Raw genomic sequence first — 18069 nt, 5'->3', positions numbered from 1 at the left:
CCCCGGCGCGCGAGGACGGGTCAGCCCTTCTCGGTGGTGTCGTTGGTGCTCAGGAACAGGTCCTGGCCGTTCTTCGTGACGGCGAAGCTGCCGTCGGCGCGCAGTTCGAGGACGGCCCCTCCGTCAGGGTATCCCGTGTTGGTGGCCCACACCGGCTTGTCGTCGGCGGTGTAGACGACCAGGTTGCCGTCCTCCTGGAACACGGCCTTGTAGTTCTCGCCGGAGGTGAGGGACGCCCAGGTGGCCTTGTCGTCCACGTCGTAGGCGACGAGGTTGCCGTCCGGCTGCATGATCAGCTTCATGTGCGCGGTCTGCAGGAACTCGCCCGTCTGCAGGGTCCGCCGGGGCTCGACCGTCAGCGTCTCCGGCAGGGGCGCGGGGCTCTCGGGCTCCTTGCTCGCCTCCGGTTCCTTGCCGGCCTCCGGATCGCCGGCGTCGGCCGTGTCCCGGTGGGATTCGCCGCGGCTCGCGGACCCCTTCGGGTCCTTGGTGTCGGCGTCCGCGCCGGAGCCTTGCAGGGCGAACACGGCGCCCACCACGACGGCGACCGTGACCACGGCGCCCGCGGCGATGAGCGGGGTGCGGCGGTACCAGGGGCGCCCGGTGCCCCGCGGCGGAGTGCCGGGCGGTTCGGTCGGCGGCCCGGACGCCAGGAACCGGGTCTGCGCGACGGTCGCCGGGGCCGGGGCCGGAGATGAGGGCAGGGCGCCCGGCAGGGCCGAGGCGTCGACCGCCGCGGTGGGTGCGGTGGCGTCGACCCTGGTGGGGGCGTACGGCGCCGAGGGTGCGGGCGGCGTGGGCGGAGCGGTGGCCGCCGCCATGTCCGAGGCGGGCGCCATGGCGATGATCCGCTGGTAGGCGGGGTGCCGCACGATGTCGGTCTCGCTGGCGCAGAGTTCCACGATGCGCTGCGGCTCCGGGCGCATCGCCGGGTCCTTGTGCGCGCAGAGGGCGAGCAGCTCGGCCATCTCCGCGGGGACCCCGGCGAGGTCCATCTCCTCGTGCACGGTGCGGTACGAGACGGTCGCCAACGAGCCCTGCCCGTACGGCGCGCGGCCGGTGAGGCAGTAGGCCAGCGTGACGGCGAGCGCGAACACGTCGGACGGCGGACCCGCCTCGCTGCGGGTCAGGCTCTCCGGGGCTATGAACCCCGGGGTGCCTATCGCGGTGCCGACCTGCGTGATGTTCGCCATGTCCTCGCTGCGGGCGATCCCGAAGTCGATGAGCTGGGGACCCGTGGCCGACAGGATGACGTTCTGGGGCTTGATGTCCCGGTGCAGCACACCGTGCACGTGGACGTCGGCGAGCCCCTCGGCCAGCGCGGCCAGCACGGCGCGACCGAGGTCGACCGGGAAGGGCCCCGCCGCAGCGACCGCGTCGGCCAGCGTCGGGCCGGGCACGTACTCGGTGGCCATCCAGAACGGCGGGCTGTCCACCTCGGCGTCGATGAGCGCCGCGGTGAAGGCGTTGCGGATGGTCCCCAGCGTCTCCACCTCACGACGGAAGCGCTGCAACGCCGCCGGGTCGTACTGGAGATGGGCGTTGATGACCTTGACCGCGGCGGGCCGTCCCCCGGGCGTGCGGCCGAGGTAGACGCTTCCCATGCCGCCGGAACCGAGCCGTCCCAGTAAACGGTAGCGGCCCATGTTCGTCGGGTCGGAATCTTGCAGCGGGTACACCTGACACGCCCTCCAGGCAGTCGAGACACGCGCGTCCGTAGGGACGGGGCTGGTGTCCAAGACTCTCTGCGGCGGGATGTCGGTTCCGGTGCCACCGTTACTTCGCTCCGCCCTGAGGACGAAGAATATAGCCCCTGTGACGCGAGCCCTCACCCAGGCAAGATTGCATAAACGTGCAGCGAAACGTATAGTCATGCCATCCAAGAGGAGGGTTCCATGGCGGTACGTGCGGCAGTGGCCGGAGCGAGTGGGTACGCGGGCGGGGAACTGCTGCGTCTGCTCCTGGTGCACCCCGAGATCGAGATCGGCGCCCTGACCGGCAACTCCAACGCGGGACAGCGGCTCGGCGCCCTGCAACCGCATCTGCTGCCGCTCGCCGACCGCGTACTCCAGGAGACCACGCCGGAGGTGCTCGCGGGGCACGATGTCGTCTTTCTGGCGCTGCCCCACGGGCAGTCCGCCGCCGTGGCCGAGCAGCTCGGCCCGGAGGTCCTCGTCGTCGACATGGGTGCCGACTTCCGGCTGAAGGACGCGGCCGACTGGGAGCGGTTCTACGGCTCACCGCACGCCGGGACCTGGCCCTACGGCCTCCCCGAGCTGCCGGGTGCCCGCGCGGCGCTGGAAGGGTCGAAGCGCATCGCCGTCCCCGGCTGCTATCCGACGGCCGTCACGCTGGCGCTCGTCCCCGCATATACGGCGGGCCTCGCCGAGAACGAGGCCGTCGTCGTCGCCGCGTCCGGGACGTCCGGCGCCGGCAAGTCCCCCAAGACGCATCTGCTCGGCAGCGAGGTCATGGGATCCATGTCCCCGTACGGCGTCGGCGGCGGCCACCGGCACACCCCCGAGATGATCCAGAACCTCGGCGCGGTCGCGGACGGGCCCGTCACCGTCTCCTTCACCCCGACCCTCGCCCCGATGTCCCGGGGCATCCTCGCCACGTGCAGCGCCAGGGCGAAGCCCGGCGTCACCGCGGAGTCCGTCCGGACCGCCTACGAGAAGGCGTACGCGGACGAGCCGTTCGTGCACCTGCTGCCCGAGGGACAGTGGCCGGCCACCGCGTCCGTCCACGGTTCCAACGCCGTTCAGGTGCAGGTCGCGTACGACGGGGCCGCCGGGCGCATCATCGCGATCAGCGCCATCGACAACCTCACCAAGGGCACCGCGGGCGGTGCCGTCCAGAGCATGAACATCGCCCTCGGGCTCGACGAGGCCACCGGGCTTTCCACGATCGGAGTCGCACCGTGAGTGTCACGGCAGCCAAGGGGTTCACGGCGGCCGGCATCGCCGCCGGGATCAAGGAGAACGGCAACCCCGACCTGGCCCTCGTGGTCAACAACGGGCCCCGCTTCGCCGCCGCGGGCGTCTTCACCTCCAACCGCGTGAAGGCCGCGCCGGTGCTGTGGTCCGAGCAGGTCCTCAAGGGCGGCCGGCTGACCGCCGTCGTCCTCAACTCCGGCGGCGCCAACGCCTGTACGGGACCCAAGGGCTTCCAGGACACGCACGCCACCGCCGAGAAGGTGGCCGACGTCCTCGGCCAGAACGCCGCCGAGGTGGCTGTGGCCTCCACCGGGCTCATCGGCATCCTGCTCCCCATGGACAAGCTCCTGCCGGGCGTCGAGCAGGCCGCCGAGGCCCTGTCGGAACACGGCGGCGAGAAGGCCGCCATCGCCATCAAGACCACCGACACCGTCCACAAGACCTCGGTCGTGCAGGGCGACGGCTGGACCGTCGGCGGCATGGCCAAGGGCGCCGGCATGCTCGCCCCCGGCCTCGCCACGATGCTCGTCGTCCTCACCACGGACGCCGACGTCGACAGCGACAGCCTGGACAGGGCGCTGCGGGCGGCCACGAAGGTCACCTTCGACCGCGTCGACTCCGACGGCTGCATGTCGACCAACGACACCGTGCTGCTGCTCGCGTCCGGCGCCTCCGAGGTCACCCCCGAGTACGCGGAGTTCGCCGAAGCCGTACGGGCCGTCTGCGACGACCTCGGCCAGCAGCTGATCCGGGACGCCGAGGGCGCCGGCAAGGACATCAGGATCGAGGTGATCAACGCGGCGAGCGAGGACGACGCCGTCGAGGTGGGCCGCTCCATCGCCCGCAACAACCTCCTCAAGTGCGCGATCCACGGCGAGGACCCCAACTGGGGCCGCGTGCTCTCCGCCATCGGCACGACCTCCGCCGCCTTCGAGCCCGACCTGCTGAACGTCGCCATCAACGGCGTCTGGGTCTGCAAGAACGGTTCTGTGGGCGAGGACCGCGACCAGGTCGACATGCGCTACCGGGAGGTCCACATCGTCGCCGACCTCGCCGCCGGCACCGAGACCGCCACGATCTGGACCAACGACCTCACGGCGGAGTACGTCCACGAGAACAGCGCGTACTCGTCATGAGCGCCACCCGTAAGCACACCGCGCTTCCCAAGGCGCAGATCCTCATCGAGGCGCTGCCCTGGCTGACCCGGCACAACGGCAGGACCGTCGTCATCAAGTTCGGCGGCAACGCCATGATCGACGAGGACCTGAAGGCCGCGTTCGCCCAGGACGTCGTGTTCCTGCGCCAGGCCGGGCTCAAGCCCGTCGTCGTGCACGGCGGCGGCCCGCAGATCAGCGCGGCCCTGGACCGGCACGGCATCGTCAGCGAGTTCAAGGCGGGCCTCAGGGTCACCACCGAGGACGCCATGGACGTCGTACGCATGGTGCTCGCCGGACAGGTCCAGCGCGAACTCGTCGGACTGCTCAACCAGCACGGTCCGCTCGCCGTGGGACTCACCGGCGAGGACGCGCACACCATCACCGCGGTCAAGCACCAGCCCGAGATCGACGGTGAGTTGGTCGACATCGGGCGGGTGGGCGAGATCACCGCGATCGACACGGGCGCGATCGAGGCACTGCTCGCCGACGGCCGGATCCCGGTCGTCTCCTCGATCGCCCGCAGTCAGGACGACGGACATGTCTACAACGTCAATGCTGATACGGCGGCTGCGGCACTCGCTGCGGCGCTGGGCGCCGAGACACTGATGGTCCTCACCGACGTCGAGGGCCTCTACGAGGACTGGCCGAACTCCGACGAGGTCATCAGCCGGCTCACCGCCAAGGAGCTGGAGAAGCTGCTGCCCGAGCTGGCCAGCGGCATGGTGCCGAAGATGGAGGGCTGTCTGCACGCCGTACGCAACGGCGTGACCACCGCCCGCGTGATCGACGGCCGGGTCCAGCACTCGATCCTGCTGGAGATCTTCACGGACGAAGGCATCGGCACGATGGTCGTGCCCGATGCGGAGGGGGACGCTGACGCATGACCGCCAACACCGCCAACACTGCCAACGAGGAACTCACCCAGCGCTGGCAGGGCGCGCTCATGGACAACTACGGCACCCCCAGGCTGCCGCTCGTCCGCGGCGCCGGCACCAGGCTGTGGGATGCCGACGGCACGGAGTACCTGGACTTCGTCGGCGGCATCGCGGTCAACGCGCTCGGCCACGCCCACCCGGCGATCGTCGAGGCCGTGAGCAAGCAGATCGCGTCCCTCGGACACGTCTCCAACCTCTTCGTCGCCGAACCGCCCGTCGCGCTCGCCGAACGGCTCCTCCAGCTCTTCGGGCGCGACGGCCGCGTGTACTTCTGCAACTCGGGGGCCGAGGCCGTCGAGGGCGCCTTCAAGATCGGCCGGCTGACCGGCCGCCCGCACATGGTCGCGACCGACGGCGGCTTCCACGGCCGCACCATGGGCGCGCTCTCACTCACCGGCCAGCCGGGCAAACGGGACCCGTTCCTGCCGCTGCCCGGCGACGTCACCCACGTCCCGTACGGGGACCCGCAGGCGCTGGCCGCCGCCGTCACCGAGGACACCGCGCTCGTCGTCATCGAGCCGATCCAGGGCGAGAACGGCGTCGTCGTGCCGCCCCCCGGCTATCTCAAGGCGGCCCGCGCCATCACCGCGGCCACCGGCAGCCTCCTCGTCCTGGACGAGGTGCAGACCGGGGTCGGCAGGACAGGGCACTGGTTCGAGTACCAGGCGCACGAGGGTGTCCTGCCGGACATCGTCACGCTGGCCAAGGGCCTCGGCGGCGGGCTGCCGCTGGGCGCGACCGTGGCCTTCGGACGGGCCGCCCAGTTCCTCAAGCCCGGCCACCACGGCACGACGTTCGGCGGCAACCCGGTCGCCTGCGCCGCCGGGCTCGCCGTCCTCGACACGATCGAGTCCGAGGGCCTGCTGGAGAACGTGAAGCGGTCCGGCGAGACGTTGCGCGAGGGAATCGAGTCCCTCGGACACCCGCTGGTCGACCATGTCCGGGGCTCGGGGCTCCTCCTGGGTATCGTGCTCACCGAACCGCTCGCGCCCCGCGCGCAACAGGCGGCTCAGGACGCCGGCCTCCTGGTGAACGCGCCCGCCCCCGATGTCGTACGGCTGATGCCGCCCCTGAACATCACCGAGGACGAGGTGGACACGTTCCTCGGGGCCCTCCCCGGTGTTCTCGACACGGTGACCGACCGGACCAACGGGTCCAACGGGGACGGACGAACCGGAGAATGACCGGAGAATGAGACGACGATGACTCAGGCGCAGGATCACGACCACGCGGGACCCGCTGTTCCGCAGACCCGCACCGCACGCCACCGCCGGATCGTGGACATCCTCAACCGGCAGCCGGTGCGCTCCCAGAGCCAGTTGGCGAAGCTGCTCTCCGACGACGGGCTGCACGTCACACAGGCGACGCTGTCGCGGGACCTGGACGAGCTGAACGCGGTGAAGATCCGCAACAACGACGGCGACCTGATCTACGCGGTGCCGAGCGAGGGGGGTTTCCGGACGCCCCGCGCTCCGCTGGGGGAGTCGGCGAAGGAGGAGCGGATGCGGAGGCTGTCCGCGGAGCTGCTGATCTCCGCGGAGGCTTCGGCGAACCTGGTGGTTCTGCGCACGCCTCCGGGCGCTGCGCAGTTCCTCGCCTCCGCCATCGACCAGGCGGAGCTGCAGGACATCCTGGGGACGATCGCGGGCGACGACACGCTGCTCCTCATCAGCCGAGACCCGACAGGCGGCCAGGCCCTGGCGGACCACTTGCTGAGACTGGCCCAGAACCACCACTGAGACTGTCGGTTCACTCCAGGCTGCGGGCCCGCCGTGGCCGGTCGCGCAGTTCCCCGCGCCCCTAAAGGACGGGGCTGCGCCCCGGTCCTCCGTTTTTGGCTGCGGGTCCGTCGTGGCTGGCCGCGCAGTTCCCCGCGCCCCTAAAAGCCAAAAGCCAAAAGCGCGGGTCGCCCACGGCAACGAAAGACAGGGGCGAAGCCCCGTCTTCCAGGGGCGCGGGGAACGGCGCGGGCCACCACGACGGACCCGCACGCGACCATGCACCGGGGTGCCCCGTTAGGGGCGCGGGGTACGGCGCGGGTAACCACGATGCACCCGCACGCGACCATGCACCGGGGTGCCCCGTTAGGGGCGTGGGGAACGGCGCGGCCAGCCACGGCGCACCCGCAGTCGCGGAACAGGCCGGATCACCCCAGCCGGTCGGCCAGACCGTCCGTGCAGCGGACTTCATCACCCGCGGTGATCAACAGCGCCTCCACGTCCGGCAAGGACTCCAACCACGCCAGCCCCTCCCGCGACCCCATGGCGAACGCCGCCGTGGCCCACGCGTCCGCCCACGTGATGCGCGGCCCGACCACGGTCACCGCCACCAGATCGGTCACCGCGGAGCGCCCCGTGCGCGGATCCACGATGTGCGTACCCCGCTCCGCGGACCCCGACGTCGCCACGGCCAGCCGGTCCACCCCCGCCGCGGAGACCACCGCGGCCAGCCCGCCCGGCCGCAGGGGGTCGGCCACTCCGACCCGCCAGGGCCGGTGCGGCCCCGGCACGCCGTACATCTGCACGTCACCCCCGCCGTTCACGCTCACCCCGCTCGCCCCGGCCTCCACGAGCCGCAGGGCCGCCCGTTCGACGGACCAGCCCTTCACGATGCCGGTCGGGTCGACGGACCCGGCGTACGTCGAACTGAACCACCCGTCGCTCAACCGCTCGGCCTCCGCACACAGCCCGAGAACCTCGGCGACCTCGGGATCGCACTGGTCCACGGTCAGCAGCCCCTGCGCCAGCCGGGAGATCTGACTGTCCGGACGGTAGGTGCTGAACACCTCGTCCACCACATGGAGTTCGGCGACGGCCGCCGCCAACGCCGCCTGCACGGCGTCGGGTTCACCCCCTCGGATGTCGAAGGAGAAGACCGTCCCCATCACCTCCTCCGCGTGACGCACCGCGAGGGGCACCCCGGCGGACTCGGTGGGCTCAGTGGACTCGGCGGACCCGGTGGGTTCAGCGGGTTCAGCCACCGGCCTGGTCCAGGGCCGACTGCAGGGACTCCTTGTAGCCGCCGCTGGTGTAGGTGGCCCCGGACACGGCGTCGATGTCGGCGTTGCCCGCGGCGACCGCCGCCGCGTTCAGCTTCGGCACCGCGTCCCCGCTGATCTGGTCGCTGCGCCCGCCCTTGGGCTGCTGCACGGCCTCGGCCTTGGTGATCTTCCCGCCGGTCACGGTGACCCGTACCTGCACGGGCCCGTAGTCGGTCGTGACCGCCTTGCCGGTGACGGTCTTCGCCTGCGCGGCACCGGCCCCGGACCCGCTCGCGTCGCCCGAACCGCTGCCGCCACCGGTGGCGTTCCCCGTGCCGCCGGTGCCGCCGGTGCCGCCGCCCGTGCCGCTCGCCTCGGCCGAACCGCCGCCCGGCGCACCGGCCTTGTCCAGGGCCGACTGGAGCGACTTCTTGTAGCCGCCGCTGGTGTAGGTGGCCCCGGACACGGCGTCGATGTCGGCACTGCCGGCCGTGACGGCCGCCTTGTTCAGCTTGGGCACCGCGTCGGTGCTGACCGTCGTACTGCGTCCGCCGGTCGGCGACTGCAGGGCAGCGGCCGAGGTGATCTTCCCGCCGGCCACGGTGATCCGGACCTGGACGTTGCCGTAGTCGGTCTTGACGACGTCACCGGTGAGGGTCTGGGCCTGAGTGCCGCCGGCCGCCTGTACTCCTCCGGAACCTTGCGGGGAGGCCGACTGCTGCTGCGACGCGCCGTCGGCGGACGCCGCCGCCGGGTCCGACGCGGGCTTCAGCGCCAGCAGCAGGACGATGCCGGACACCGTGGCGGCACCGGCCAGCACGACGCGGCGCAGGGGATGGCTCTTCTTCATGGGTCCGGACTCCCGTTCCTCAGGATTCTCAGAGTTCTCAGAGTTCGAAGGACTCGTGGTGGATGCGGCGGGCGGGCACGCCGGCGCCGCGCAGTGCGGTGTACGCGCCCTCGGCGAAGCCGGGCGGCCCGCACAGGAACACGTCGTGGTCGTCGATGTCGGGCAGCTTCTGGCGCAGCGTCTCCGGGTTGATGTCGGGGCGCTCCCCGTCGGGGCTGTTCACCGCGTACATCAGCCGGGCACCGCGCTCGTCGGCGATGGCCGACAACTCGTCCCACAGCGCCAGGTCCTGGGTGCTGTTGGCCCGGTACAGCAGGGTGAGGTCACCCCGCGCCGCCGGCAGTGTCTCGAACAGCGCCCGCATCGGGGTGATGCCCACGCCGCCGGCCATCAGCAGCACCTTGCCCTGGCTGCGCCGGGACGCGGTCAGCGCGCCGTACGGGCCCTCGGCCCAGACCCGCGTGCCCCGCTTCAGCCCCTTCAGCGCGGTGCTGTGGTCGCCCAGCGCCTTGACGGTGATCCGCAGCAGCCCGGGGCGCGGCGCGGCCGACAGCGAGTACGGGTGCGAGCTGAGCCGCATGCCCGGCGCCATGAACCGCCAGCGGAAGAACTGCCCCGGCTCGGCACCGATGCGGTGCAGCCGTTTCCCGCTGATCAGCACGGAGACGATGCCGGGCGCCTCCTCGACGACCTCCTCGACCTGCATCCGGTGGCGCAGGTTCAGCCGGACCGGCGTGATCACCCGGTACCAGATCACCAGCGCGGTGACCGTCCCGTACAGCGCGTACCAGGCGGTGGTCGCGGCGGGCTCGACGGCGAAGTCGTTGCCGGTGGACAGCTGGTGCCAGAACGACAGGTACACGGACACGTACGTGAGCAGGTGGATGTGGTACCAGGTGTCGTACGGGATCCTCTTGCGCAGTCCGCCCACCGAGATCAGGCCGATGAACAGCAGCAGACCCGTGCCGATCGCCGCCTTGCCCATGTCGGGCAGGGTCTTGACCGAGTCGATGGTCTGCTCGACGACCCCGGTGTTCGCCTGGAGGGCGTAGCCGTACATCGTCAGGCCGATGTGGGCGAGGACGAGACACAGCATGTAGCGGCCGCTCATGGCGTGCCAGCGGGCGACCCGGTCCGAGCCGACGCGGCGTTCCAGGGCGGGTACGCGGGCCATCTGCAGGACCACGAGAGCCATCAGATACCCGGCGAGCAGACCGGTGATCCGGCCCGCGTTCAGGATCCGGCCTTTGTCGTCGGCGATGGCCGGCGTATTGCTCCACCAGAGCCAGACGACTCCCGCCGCGCCCGCCCATACCGCGATGAGCAGCGGGATGGCGGGGGAGCGGCGAGGGCGGATACGGCGCATCGTCTGGCGCCGCGCGGCGCGACCGCCGGCGATCGTGCTCACGGTTCCTCCGTGGGGGACGCTGGGAAGGGGAGTGACCCCTAGGCCCACTGGTACGTCCCGGGACGGCCGTGTGTTCAACGGGCCGCGGGGCAAGCCGTGAACTGCTGAGACCCGCGGTAACGGCCGGCGGCCACCCGCTGGTGGCGAGATCAGTAGCGGGTGACGGCGGTCGGCCCGTCGTCCGTCCCGATGGCGATGTGCGGACTGCGGGCGGGCTGGGCCCAGTTCAGGATGCGCCGCATGGCGTCCTTGGGCACGGACACACAACCGGCGGTCGCCCCAAGCCCGTTGACGTGCAGAAAGATCCCCGCACCGCGCCCGCGCACGGGCTGCGCGTAGTTGAAGCCGACGACGAGGGCGTACGCGTACTGCGTCCCGTACGAGATCAGGTGCTCGGACTCGGCGGCGCGGCAGTCGGCCGGGCGGGGGTCGGTCCACCGGTTGTAGGAGCGGGAGTCGTTGTCCTGGCACCACCAGGAGGTCTGCCGCACCGGCCGGTACGGCGTGCGCGTCCCCTCGGGCGCCGGTTCGATCCCGAAGGCGTACGGGAGGTCGTAGAGGCCGGTCGGGGTGGTGTTCGTGCCCTGCTCGCGGGAGCCGCCCTCGACGAGCCCCTTGGCGCCGAAGCGCGCGGGCGCCGAACCGGCCTTCACCCAGTGCCCGTGCCGGCGGTTCCACCAGGTGACGGTGCCGGTAGTCGACGAGGTCCGGGGGGCCTGCGCGGTGAGGAGCTGGCTCCCGCCGCCCGTGTCCGCCATCCGCTCGGGCAGCGGGGGCGGGTTTTCGGGGGCCGGTCCCGCGGCGAGCACGAGGAGGGACACGGACGTGAGGACGGCGGCTCCGAGGCGCATGCTCAGACGGTACGGGCCGGCAGGGGCAGCGGCAGCCCGGGCAGGCCGTCCATGCTGGTCCCGATGTGGTCCTTCTTCTCGAAGTACGCGTTCAGCGAGACGTCGTCCTCGCGCGCGAAGCGCCTGGCGTGCAGGTCACGGTCCTCGTCGTACGACATGTAGGGCACGGCGTAGCCGCAGCTGTCCCGGACGAGCTCGGCCTTCACCACGATGATCGCCCGTAGGCCGTGCGGGTCGGGGACGATGTCCGGGAAGTGTGCGAGGAGTTCCTCGAAGCGCGGGTCGTCACGGAAGACCGGCTCGCCCCGGCCGTGCACGCGGACGATGTTCGGCGGGCCCTGGAAGGCGCACCACATCAGGGTGATCCGGCCGTTCTCCCGCAGATGCGCGATGGTCTCGGCGTGGCTGCCGGCGAAGTCCAGATAGGCGACGGTGAGGTCGTCGAGGACCGCGAACGAACCGGTCAGTCCTTTGGGGGAGAGGTTGACCGTGCCGTCGCCGGACAGGGGCGCGGTCGCGGTGAAGAAGAGGGGCTGCGCCTCGATGAACGTACGCAGGCGGCCGTCGATGCGTTCGTAGGTCTTTCCCATGGTCGGTGATTATCGGCGAAAGTCGTTCGCCTGTCTAACTATATGCGCGGGCGCCGGGACCCGCGGGCCGTGTGGCCCCGGGTCCCGGGCTCGCCCCGGCCGGCGCGCGGGGCGCCCGTGGGGGTGCGGCCGGCTCTACTGGTTCAGCTCGCAGGGAGCGAGCGCTTCGAGGCCTTCCGGCTTGGCGGCGGCCCGGCCGATGGCGGTCTCGATGCGGTTGAGCACAGCGACGCGCTTGTCCTCCAGCGGGCCGAGGATGGCGTTCTGGACGAAGTTGGCGCCGCCCTGGCCGACGGTGTCGATGAGCCGCTGGTTGGCCTCGGCGATCTGGGTGTCCAGGAGGGTGAGGTTCCTGGTGACCTCGTCCTGCGCGGACGCGGGGATCGCGGGCAGGCTGCCCTCGACCGCGGGGCAGTTGACCGTACCGACGGCGCCCGCGTCACCCGCGTCGCCCGTGTCCTCGGCTCCGCCTGCGTCGCCCGCGTTCCCGCCGGCCTCTTCCGTGGCCGCGTCGGTCGGCTCGGCTCCGGCCTCCTCGCCCGCCTCGCCGCCCGCTTCGGCCGCGCCGTCGGCGTTCAGCTCGCAGGGGGCGAGCGCTTCGAGGCCTTCGGGCTTGGCCGCGGTGCGGCCGATGGCGGTCTCGATGCGGTTGAGGGTGGCGATGCGCTTGTCCTCCAGGGGGCCGAGGATGGCGTTCTGGACGAAGTTGGCGCCGCCCTGGCCGACGGTGTCGACGAGTCGCTTGTTCGCTTCGGCGATCTGGGTGTCCAGGAGGGCGAGGTTCCTGGTGACCTCGTCCTGCGCGGACGCGGGGATCGCGGGCAGGCTGCCGTCCACGGCGGGGCAGCTGATCGTGCCGGGGGAGGCGAGGGTGGAGGCCTGGTCGTTGTTGCTCTTGGACGTCTCCCCGGCGAGGGCGGAACCTGCGATCACCGCTCCGGACAACGCCACCGCGGCAGCGCCGCCGATGATCGCCACGCGGCGCTTGTTGTACTTCGGAAGAGCCCTGGACATGGGGATGCCTCACTTGGGTCAGGGGAGGGGTGCGATGACTTCGAAGTGGGGTTCGAAGGTGCTACACGGACGCGGCGCCGGCGTTCGGGGTGAAGTACGGGTAAGCGGTTTCTCGCGTTCAACGTGAGGCGGGATTTCGTTGCCGGGACTCGCTGAATTGACGAGTCATGCAGGAGACTGCATAATCATGCATAGCGGCGAACGTGCTGCGATGAGGCCCGGCGGCCGGCCGGGTGAGGGTCTTCATGGCCGGTCGCGTCGTTCCCCGCGCCCCCTCGGGGGCGTCTTCTTCCCAACAGTCCTGAGGAGCGCAGCCAGTGAGCAGCAACAGTGGTGACGTACGGCTCTGGGGCGGGCGGTTCGCCGACGGTCCCGCCGAGGCACTGGCGAAGCTGTCCGCGTCCGTCCACTTCGACTGGCGGCTGGCGCCCTACGACATCGCCGGTTCGCGTGCCCACGCGCGCGTGCTGCACAAGGCGCACCTCCTCAACGACGACGAGCTGACCCGCATGCTCGCGGGCCTCGACCGGCTGGAGACCGCCGTGGCGGACGGCTCCTTCGTCGGAACCGTCGCCGACGAGGACGTCCACACCGCCCTGGAGCGCGGACTCCTGGAGCAGCTCGGCCCCGACCTCGGCGGCAAGCTGCGCGCCGGCCGTTCGCGCAACGACCAGGTGGCCACGCTCTTCCGGATGTACCTGCGCGACCACGCCCGGATCATCGGCGGCCTCGTCGCCGAGCTCCAGGACGCGCTCGTCGGCCTGGCGGAGGCGCACCCGGACGTCGCGATGCCCGGCCGTACGCACCTGCAGCACGCCCAGCCGGTGCTGTTCGCCCACCACGTGCTGGCCCACGCGCAGGCCCTCTCCCGGGACGCCGAGCGGCTGCGGCAGTGGGACGAGCGGACCGCGGTGTCGCCGTACGGCTCCGGCGCGCTCGCGGGCAGCAGCCTCGGCCTCGACCCGGAGTCGGTCGCCAAGGACCTCGGCTTCGAGCACGGCAGCGTCGGCAACTCCATCGACGGCACGGCCTCGCGGGACTTCGCGGCCGAGTTCGCCTTCATCACGGCGATGATCGGCGTCAACCTCTCGCGGATCGCGGAGGAGGTCATCATCTGGAACACGAAGGAGTTCTCCTTCGTCACCCTCCACGACGCGTTCTCCACCGGCTCGTCGATCATGCCGCAGAAGAAGAACCCGGACATCGCGGAGCTGGCGCGCGGCAAGAGCGGTCGCCTGATCGGCAACCTCACCGGCCTGATGGCGACCCTCAAGGCCCTCCCGCTCGCCTACAACCGCGACCTCCAGGAGGACAAGGAGCCCGTCTTCGACTCCTGCGACCAGCTGGAGGTCCTGCTGCCGGCCTTCACCGGGATGATGGCCACGCTGACGGTCAACCGCGAACGGATGGAGGAGCTGGCCCCGGCCGGGTTCTCGCTCGCCACGGACATCGCCGAGTGGCTGGTCAAGCAGGGGGTGCCGTTCCGGGTCGCGCACGAGGTCGCGGGCGAGTGCGTGAAGGCCGCCGAGGCCGACGGGGTCGAACTGGACGGGCTCACCGACGAGCAGTTCGCGAAGATCTCCGCGCATCTCACGCCGGAGGTGCGGTCGGTGCTGAACGTACCGGGCGCGCTGGCGTCCCGCTCCGCGCGCGGCGGCACGGCGCCGAGCGCGGTCGCCGTCCAACTCACCGAGGTGAAGTCGGACGTGGCAACGCAACACGCCTGGGCGACGGCCAAGTCCAAGGGGTAGGGCTGCGCCGCTTCTGGGGGTACGGGGGCTACGCCTGACGTCCGACCCCCGACTGCGGGCAGGTCGTGGCTGGCCGCGCAGTTCCCCGCGCCCCTAGGGAGGTGGAGGCTGATCGCATGGTGCGGGTGCGTTGTGGTTGCCCGCGCAGTTCCCCGCGCCCCTGAAAAACGGGGCTGCGCCCCGGTCCTTCGCCCTGAAGGGGCGCGGGGAACTGCGCGCCCAGCCACACACAACCCGCAGCGAACGACGGCCCTTTTAAGGGGCGCGGGGAACGGCGCGAGCAACCACGACGTACCTGCAGCGAACGACGGCCCCTTTTGGGGGCGCGGGGAACTGCGCGGCCAGCCACAACGCACCCGCACCCGCCGACGCCCCGCCCGCATCGGAGATCACCGGGATACGTTGGGCGGACAGCCACACCCGTGCCGACCAACGGAGCTCGCGATGCCCTTCGCCCGACTGGCAACAGCAACCACCCCCACCTGCCACATCGGCCTGGGCCTCGCCGCAATCGGTCGCCCCGGCTACATCACCCTCGGCCGGGACGAGGACCTGGGCGCGGACCGCAGCGTCGAATCGCTCCGCACCCGCACCCACGAACTCCTCGACGCCGCCTACGCCCAGGGCGTCCGCTACTTCGACGCCGCCCGCTCGTACGGCCGCTCGGAGGAGTTCCTGGCGAGCTGGCTGACCGCCCACCCCGCCGTCGACGACATCGTCGTAGGCAGCAAATGGGGCTACACCTACACCGCCGACTGGCGCACGGACGCCGAGGCCCACGAGATCAAGGACCACAGCCTCTCCACGTACGTGCGGCAGCGCGCCGAGAGCGCCGAACTGCTCGGCGACCGTCTCGACCTCTACCAGATCCACTCGGTGACGCCCGAGAGCCCGGCCCTCACCGACAAGGAACTGCACGCCGAGCTGGCCGAGGCCGCCGCGCAGGGCCTGACCGTAGGTTTCTCCACCAGCGGCCCCGCCCAGGCCGCCGCGATCCGCGCCGCGCTCGCCGTGACCGTCGGTTCGACGCCCCTCTTCCGGACCGTCCAGGCCACGTACAACGTGCTGGACACCTCCGCGGGCCCCGCGCTCGCCGAGGCGCGCGAGGCCGGACTCACCGTGATCGTCAAGGAGGGCATGGCCAACGGCCGTCTCGCCGACCCGCACGCGCCGCCCGCCGTGCGCGCCGTCGCGGAGGAGGCGGGCGTCGGCTCGGACGCGGTCGCCCTCGCGTTCGTGCTGCGCAGGCCCTGGGTGGGCGTGGTCCTCTCCGGCGCGGCCACCACCAACCAGCTCGCCTCCAACCTGCACGCCGCGGTGGTCGATCTCGACGACGGCCAGGCGGCCCGCCTCGACACTCTGGCGGAGGAGCCGGGCGCGTACTGGGAGCACCGCTCCGGCCTGCCCTGGCACTGACCTCTCCCGCCCGGCCACCCCTTCTGACGTTCCCCGGCCCCTCCCGGTGAGCGTCACACGCCCCACATGAGACATTCATGTCTCATGTGGGCTATGGTTGTCTCATGGCCGTCGATCGTGAACACGTGCTGCGCAGCGCAGCCGCCCTGCTGACCCGCAGAGCCACCGCCACCATGGACGAGGTCGCCAAGGCGGCCGGGATCAGCCGGGCGACCCTGCACCGCCAGTTCGCGGGCCGCGACGCGCTCGTACGGGCGCTCGAAGAGCTGGGCATCCAGGAGTGCGAGGCCGCGCTGGACGCGGCCCGGCTGGACGACGACACCGCCCGCGAGGCCGTACGCCGTCTGGTGGGCGAGTTCGAGAGCGCCGCGGGCCTGCTCGGCTTCCTCTACACCGAGAACCAGCTGTTCGAGGGCGAGGAGCAGAACGCGGGCTGGTCCCGCATCGACGCCCGGATCGCCGCGCTGTTCCGGCGGGGCCAGGAGAGCGGCGAGTTCCGTATCGACCTGACCCCGGCCTGGCTCACCGAAGCCCTCTACGGGCTGTTCGCCTCCGGGGCGTGGGCCGTGAGCGAGGGCCGGGTGGCGGCCAAGGACTTCCAGTACATGATCGTCGAGCTGTTGCTCGGCGGCGCACTACGGAGAGAGGAATCATGACCAGCACGACGCGGCCGGCGTTCGCGGCGGAGGCGGAGAAGCGACCGGGCCGTTGGCTCGCGCTGTCCGTCCTCGTCCTCGCCGTGCTGCTGGTGGCCGTCGACGCGACCGTCCTCGGTCTCGCGACCCCCTACATCAGTGAGGACCTGAAGCCCTCCGGCAACCAGCTCCTGTGGATCGGTGACGTCTACTCGTTCGTCATCGCCGGTCTGCTCGTCTCCATGGGCAGTCTCGGCGACCGTGTCGGCCGCAAGAAGCTGCTGCTCGTCGGCTCGGTCGCCTTCGGCCTGGTCTCCGTGCTCAACGCCTACGCGAGCACGCCCGAACTGCTGATCGTGGCGCGGGCGTTGCTCGGTGTCGCGGGTGCCACGCTGATGCCCGCCACGCTCGCCCTCATCCGCAACCTCTTCCACGATCCGCGCGAACGCAGTCTCGCCATCGGTATCTGGGGCGCCACCGCCTCGGCCGGTACGGCGGTCGGCCCCGTCCTCGGCGGCTTCCTGCTCGAACACTTCTGGTGGGGCTCGGTCTTCCTGATCAACCTGCCCGTGATGGCGGTCCTCGTCCTGGTCGGTGTGAAGCTCCTGCCGGAGTCCCGCAACCCCGAGCCCGGCCCCTGGGACCTCCTCAGCGTCGTACTGTCCCTCGTCGGCATGGTCGGCATCGTGTACGGCATCAAGGAGGCCGCCTCGCACGGCCCGAACGCGACGGCGGGCGCGGCGGCACTGCTGGGAGCGGCGGCGCTGTACGGCTTCGTACGCCGCCAACTGACCCTCCCCGTCCCGCTCCTGAACATGCGGCTGTTCCGCAACCGCGGTTTCTCCGGGGCGGTACTGGCCGACCTGCTGACCATCCTTGGTCTGTCCGGAGTGGTCTTCTTCCTCTCGCAGTACCTGCAACTAGTGCAGGGGCGCGGGCCGCTGGAGGCAGGCCTCGCCGAACTGCCCGCCGCGGTGGGCGCGGTGGCGGCGGGGCTGGTGGCAGGAACGTTCGCTCGCCGGTACTCGGTCCGTGCCGTCGTGGCCGGCGGTCTCGCCGCGATCGGGCTCGCCCTGGCCGCGCTGACCGTGCTGGACCAGTCCACCGGCTATCCGCTCCTCGGCACGGCCCTGCTGGTCGTCGGCGTCGGCGCGGGCTTCTCGTTCACCGTGACCGCCGACGTGATCCTCTCCAGCGTGCCGAAGGAGCAGGCGGGCGCCGCGTCCGCGGTCTCCGAGACGGCGTACGAGCTGGGGGCGGCCCTGGGCATCGCCCTGCTGGGCTCGATCGTCACGGGCGTCTACGCGGGCTTCACGGCCCCGGCGGGCACACCCCAGGAAGTGGCCGACGCGGCCCACGAGTCCCTGGGCGGAGCGGTGGAGGCCTCCTCGGCCCTGCCTGACGCCGAGCCCCTACTGGACGCGGCCCGCACGGCCTTCGTCGACGGCGTCGCCCTGGCGGCAGGCCTGGGAGCAGCAGTCCTCCTGGCCGCGTCAGCGGCAGCATGGCACCTACTGAAAAACCAGAAGCTGTAGCCCCGTAAGGG

At 71.4% G+C, this 18069-nt stretch carries 16 protein-coding genes; 9 read left to right on the top strand and 7 right to left on the bottom strand.

From position 1 onward, the window contains the following. Nucleotides 1-20: 20 nt before the first annotated feature. Nucleotides 21-1679, bottom strand: a complete 1659-nt coding sequence (locus tag ACZ60E_RS19850; protein ID WP_469442007.1) for a protein kinase domain-containing protein — start codon at nt 1677-1679, stop codon at nt 21-23. A 216-nt stretch (nt 1680-1895) separates the two neighbouring features. Here ACZ60E_RS19850 and argC point away from each other — a divergent pair, with 216 nt between their 5' ends. The 5 genes from argC to ACZ60E_RS19825 are packed head-to-tail and all read left to right on the top strand — an operon-like array spanning nt 1896 to nt 6767. Continuing rightward, nucleotides 1896-2924: an N-acetyl-gamma-glutamyl-phosphate reductase gene (gene argC / locus ACZ60E_RS19845; RefSeq protein WP_469442006.1), complete on the top strand. Its 1029-nt coding sequence runs from the start codon at nt 1896-1898 to the stop codon at nt 2922-2924. Beyond that, a complete protein-coding gene (gene argJ, locus ACZ60E_RS19840; RefSeq protein ID WP_469442004.1) occupies nt 2921-4072 on the top strand; it encodes a bifunctional glutamate N-acetyltransferase/amino-acid acetyltransferase ArgJ in 1152 nt (383 codons plus the stop codon). Before argC ends, argJ begins: the two co-directional genes overlap by 4 nt. Continuing rightward, a complete protein-coding gene (argB, locus tag ACZ60E_RS19835) occupies nt 4069-4977 on the top strand; it encodes an acetylglutamate kinase (RefSeq protein WP_384808327.1) in 909 nt (302 codons plus the stop codon). Before argJ ends, argB begins: the two co-directional genes overlap by 4 nt. After that, nucleotides 4974-6212: an acetylornithine transaminase gene (locus ACZ60E_RS19830; protein ID WP_385837266.1), complete on the top strand. Its 1239-nt coding sequence runs from the start codon at nt 4974-4976 to the stop codon at nt 6210-6212. Before argB ends, ACZ60E_RS19830 begins: the two co-directional genes overlap by 4 nt. Nucleotides 6213-6230: 18 nt before the next feature. Then, entirely contained in the window at nt 6231-6767 is a 537-nt protein-coding gene (locus ACZ60E_RS19825) for an arginine repressor (protein ID WP_384808324.1), read from the top strand. A gap of 407 nt (nt 6768-7174) precedes the next feature. Here ACZ60E_RS19825 and ACZ60E_RS19820 read toward each other — a convergent pair whose 3' ends face one another. The 6 genes from ACZ60E_RS19820 to ACZ60E_RS19795 form a co-directional block, all read right to left on the bottom strand. Further along, entirely contained in the window at nt 7175-7912 is a 738-nt protein-coding gene (locus ACZ60E_RS19820; RefSeq protein WP_469442277.1) for an FAD:protein FMN transferase, read from the bottom strand. 88 nt (nt 7913-8000) lie between these two features. Continuing rightward, nucleotides 8001-8858, bottom strand: a complete 858-nt coding sequence (locus ACZ60E_RS19815) for an FMN-binding protein (RefSeq protein WP_469442001.1) — start codon at nt 8856-8858, stop codon at nt 8001-8003. A 37-nt stretch (nt 8859-8895) separates the two neighbouring features. Further along, nucleotides 8896-10224 carry a ferredoxin reductase family protein gene (locus tag ACZ60E_RS19810; RefSeq protein ID WP_385837277.1) on the bottom strand — a complete coding sequence of 443 codons (1329 nt, stop codon included), beginning with the start codon at nt 10222-10224 and terminating at the stop codon, nt 8896-8898. A 191-nt stretch (nt 10225-10415) separates the two neighbouring features. Next, nucleotides 10416-11117, bottom strand: coding sequence for a L,D-transpeptidase family protein (locus ACZ60E_RS19805; protein ID WP_469441999.1), 702 nt, complete (start codon nt 11115-11117; stop codon nt 10416-10418). Nucleotides 11118-11119: 2 nt separating this feature from the next. After that, nucleotides 11120-11707, bottom strand: coding sequence for a pyridoxamine 5'-phosphate oxidase family protein (locus ACZ60E_RS19800; RefSeq protein ID WP_469441996.1), 588 nt, complete (start codon nt 11705-11707; stop codon nt 11120-11122). A 135-nt stretch (nt 11708-11842) separates the two neighbouring features. Then, nucleotides 11843-12721, bottom strand: coding sequence for a hypothetical protein (locus ACZ60E_RS19795; RefSeq protein WP_469441994.1), 879 nt, complete (start codon nt 12719-12721; stop codon nt 11843-11845). 317 nt (nt 12722-13038) lie between these two features. On the opposite strand from ACZ60E_RS19795, the gene argH reads away from it, so the two are divergent. From argH to ACZ60E_RS19775, 4 genes are all read left to right on the top strand, one after another. Further along, nucleotides 13039-14472, top strand: a complete 1434-nt coding sequence (gene argH, locus ACZ60E_RS19790; protein WP_469441992.1) for an argininosuccinate lyase — start codon at nt 13039-13041, stop codon at nt 14470-14472. Between the two features lie 444 nt (nt 14473-14916). Next, nucleotides 14917-15888 carry an aldo/keto reductase gene (locus tag ACZ60E_RS19785; protein WP_469441991.1) on the top strand — a complete coding sequence of 324 codons (972 nt, stop codon included), beginning with the start codon at nt 14917-14919 and terminating at the stop codon, nt 15886-15888. A 104-nt stretch (nt 15889-15992) separates the two neighbouring features. Further along, complete coding sequence (locus ACZ60E_RS19780) at nt 15993-16544, top strand: TetR/AcrR family transcriptional regulator (protein ID WP_384810299.1); 552 nt, start codon at nt 15993-15995, stop codon at nt 16542-16544. Continuing rightward, entirely contained in the window at nt 16541-18058 is a 1518-nt protein-coding gene (locus tag ACZ60E_RS19775) for an MFS transporter (protein WP_469441989.1), read from the top strand. The genes ACZ60E_RS19780 and ACZ60E_RS19775 overlap by 4 nt, the downstream gene beginning before the upstream one ends. Nucleotides 18059-18069 lie beyond the last annotated feature (11 nt).

The sequence above is a fragment of the Streptomyces sp. NPDC102514 genome, assembly GCF_055584525.1.
The sequence above is the reverse complement of the archived record's forward strand: the minus strand, read 5'-3'. Positions and strand labels throughout refer to the sequence as shown.